Here is a 2,932-nt window from a genome sequence, read left to right as displayed (position 1 = left end):
CCGATGGCCTCCCCACTCATCTTTACCATCGTGTTCGGCCTGCTGCTGGATCGCGTTGACGTCGCGCTGGAGTTTCGCGCGCTCGTCGCGGGCAGTGCGGAGCTGCTCCTCCAGCGCGGCCTTTTCCGCGCGCAGCGTTTCCATGGCCGCCGACGACCTGCCGCCGCTGAGGCCCGCGATCTCGACGCGCAGCTCCTTGATGGTGCGCTCGGCCGTGTCGTTGGCCTGGCGCAATTGATTGTTCTCGTAGTCGCGCTCGGCGAGCAGCTTGCCCTGCGTGGCGAGGCGCCCCTCGAGGTCGGCGACGCGGGCCGACAGCATCTCGGCTTCCTTGACCTGCACCATGAGCTGGCGGTCGAGGTCGGTGACGCGCTGGCTCAGATTTTCGACGCGGCCGCGTGCCTCGGCGAGCTCGCGCGAGGCGGTCTCGGATTCTGTCCGCTCCTGTGCCAGGCGCGCCTGCGTCGCGGCAAACTCCTTCTCGGCATCGCCGACGCGGATCTTCAGCGCCTCGATCTGCGCGCGCACCGCGACCAGCTCGACCTGCCGGCTCTCCGCCATCATCGAGCGGTCGGAGAGCTCGGAGTTGATCTTGGCGAGCTCGGCCTGCTTGTCGGCCAGCGCGATCTCGGCCTCGCGCAAGGCTGCGGTCTTGGCGTTGAACTCCTCCTCGGTGGCGCGGAGCTGCTCCTTGACCGCCTTCTCGCGGGCTTCGAGCGCGAAGATGGTGGCGTTCTTTTCGCCGAGCTCGATCTTCATCCGGTTGATGGCATCGCTCTTCTTGCCGAGCTCGGCGAGCTGGCTCGTGGTCTTGTTCTTGAGCTGCTCGACGCTCATCTCGAGCCGCCGCGCCGACATGGCGAACTCGGCGCGGAGCTGGTCCTTGTCGGCCTGGATCTCGGCCATCGACAGCGGGGTGGCGGCCTCGAGCCGGCGCGTGGTCAGGCGCACCGCGCGGTTATGCACAAGCGGCACGATGGCAAGCCCGCACAGCATCGAGAGCAGGAAACCGATCGCCAGGTACATGATCGGTTCGACCATGGGCCAGAACTCCCAAGCTTAAGGAAAAATTCACCAACGACCATGCCATGGCGGGCCGGCAAAAAGCCAGCCCCGCTCTGCCGTTAACCTTGATCGCTAGCCGGTTGGGAGGAGGGGACCTAGAACGGGTTCCAGGTCGCGCGCGGCGTGTATTTGAGATAGCCGATATTGGCGCCCAGCCGCAGGCCGAGCCCGGAGCGGATCGGCACCAGCACGATGTTGTTGGCGGTGAGCGCCGTCATGCCGAAGCCGCCGATGATATAGGCCGAGCCGTCGAGACCGGCGAAGCGCTGGTAGATCGCGTTGGTGGCGGGAAGGTTGTAGACGAGCGTCATGGTGCGCGCGCCGTCGCCGCCCCAGTCGAAGCCGAGCGAGGGGCCCTGCCAGTAGACTCTGAGGTCGCCGGCATTCTTGGTGTAGAGCGTGCCTTCGCCATAGCGCAGGCCGGCGACGAAAGCGCCGGAGCCTTCCTCACCCAGGATGTAGCCGTTGGGCAGGCCCCATTGGCTGACCGCCTTCTCGATGATCGAGGCGAGCCCGCGCGAGACGTTGCCGAAGAAGCGGTGGCCGGTCGTGACGAGCTCGTCCGGCCCATAGGTGTTCGGCGTCGGGGCACGCTGCGGCGGCGGCAGGTCGGGCGCGGGCGCCGGCTGGGCCGAGGCCGGCACGATCCAGCCGACCAATCCTGCAAGCGCGAGCGCAGCAAGGCGTGATGCGAAAGTCATAAAAAACCCCTGGTACCGAATCCGGTCGCTTCCTTAACCTGACGCCAACAGGCACGGCTCTAGGTTCGCCGGACGTCCCCTCGACTCGGATGTTATCCGCAGCAACTATGACGGCACAACGGCAGGAAGATAGCCCTTTGCGCCCCGGAATCGCCTTGATCGGCCTCCTCGTCTGCTTGCTGTCGGGCATGGGGCTCATCGGCGCGCGGCAGCCGGCGGCGGCTGCCACCACCGAACGGGTCGTCGTCAACCGCTTCAGCGGCGTCGCCATCGAGGGATTCGACCCCGTCGCCTATTTCGTCGATGGCCGGGCCCTGCAGGGCACGGCGGAGTTCGAGGCCAACCTCTGGGGCGCAGTCTGGCGCTTTCGCAACGAGGGCAACCGCGCGTCCTTCCTGGCCCATCCCGAGATCTATGGACCGCAGTTCGGCGGCTATGATCCGGCCGATATCGCCCGCGGCGTCACCGTCGCAGGCAATCCCCGTTTCTTCGCGATCGTGGCGCAGCGGCTCTATCTGTTCAACCGGGAAGCCACGCGGGACGCTTTCGTCGCCGATCCCGACCGTATCCTCTATGAGGTGGGCAAGCGTTGGCCCGCCTTGCAGGAGAAGCTCGGCCAGTAGGGCGGCCGGTCAGTAGCCGCCTGCCGCCTGCGCGTCGCCGAAGGCGATGAACGCCGGGATGATGTACCCGGTGCCGCCGTGCTGGCCGAAGCGGAGCTCGCCGCCCTTGCCGTCGGTCACCTTGCCGCCGGCGGCGGTCACGACCGCGCAGCCGGCTCCGACGTCCCATTCGGAGGTCGGTCCGAAGCGGGGATAGATGTCGGCGCTGCCTTCCGCGATGCGGCCGAATTTCACCGCCGAGCCACAGGTCATCCTCACGGCGTTGGGCCTTTTGTCGATGAATGCCTCGGTCCCGGCATCGCCGTGTGAGCGGCTCACGGCTGCGACCCAGGGCTCGCCCCGCGCCGGCAGCTTGCGGGTGCGGATCGGCTCGGCGGCCCTGATGGTCGCCCCGTCGAACGTCACGCGCTCGGCACCGCGGCCGACGATGCCGCGCCAGGGCAGCCCGAGCGCGGGTGCGGAGACGATGCCGAGCAGCGGCACGCCTGACGTCACCAGGGCAAGATTGACGGTGAACTCGTCGCGGCCGGCGACGAACTCCTT

Annotated in this window: 4 protein-coding genes; 1 reads left to right on the top strand and 3 read right to left on the bottom strand. The window is 67.6% G+C overall.

Going from position 1 to position 2,932, the window contains the following annotated elements:
- On the bottom strand, positions 1 to 1,041 hold a 1,041-nt coding region (locus JHD07_RS36885), incomplete at its 3' end, for a hypothetical protein (RefSeq protein WP_291631144.1).
- 119 nt (positions 1,042 to 1,160) lie between these two features.
- A complete protein-coding gene (locus tag JHD07_RS36880) occupies positions 1,161 to 1,766 on the bottom strand; it encodes a DUF1134 domain-containing protein (protein WP_291631142.1) in 606 nt (201 codons plus the stop codon).
- 137 nt (positions 1,767 to 1,903) lie between these two features.
- On the opposite strand from JHD07_RS36880, the gene JHD07_RS36875 reads away from it, so the two are divergent.
- On the top strand, positions 1,904 to 2,389 hold the full coding sequence (locus JHD07_RS36875) for a YHS domain-containing (seleno)protein (protein ID WP_291631140.1): 486 nt from the start codon (positions 1,904 to 1,906) through the stop codon (positions 2,387 to 2,389).
- A gap of 9 nt (positions 2,390 to 2,398) precedes the next feature.
- Here JHD07_RS36875 and JHD07_RS36870 read toward each other — a convergent pair.
- A partial coding sequence (locus JHD07_RS36870) for a 3'(2'),5'-bisphosphate nucleotidase CysQ (RefSeq protein ID WP_291631138.1) occupies positions 2,399 to 2,932 on the bottom strand: 534 nt, incomplete at its 5' end.

The organism is Bradyrhizobium sp., from assembly GCF_016462955.1.
Taxonomy (GTDB): Bacteria; Pseudomonadota; Alphaproteobacteria; order Rhizobiales; family Xanthobacteraceae; genus Bradyrhizobium.
Note: the sequence above shows the minus strand (reverse complement) of the source record. Positions and strands in the feature narration are given on the sequence as shown.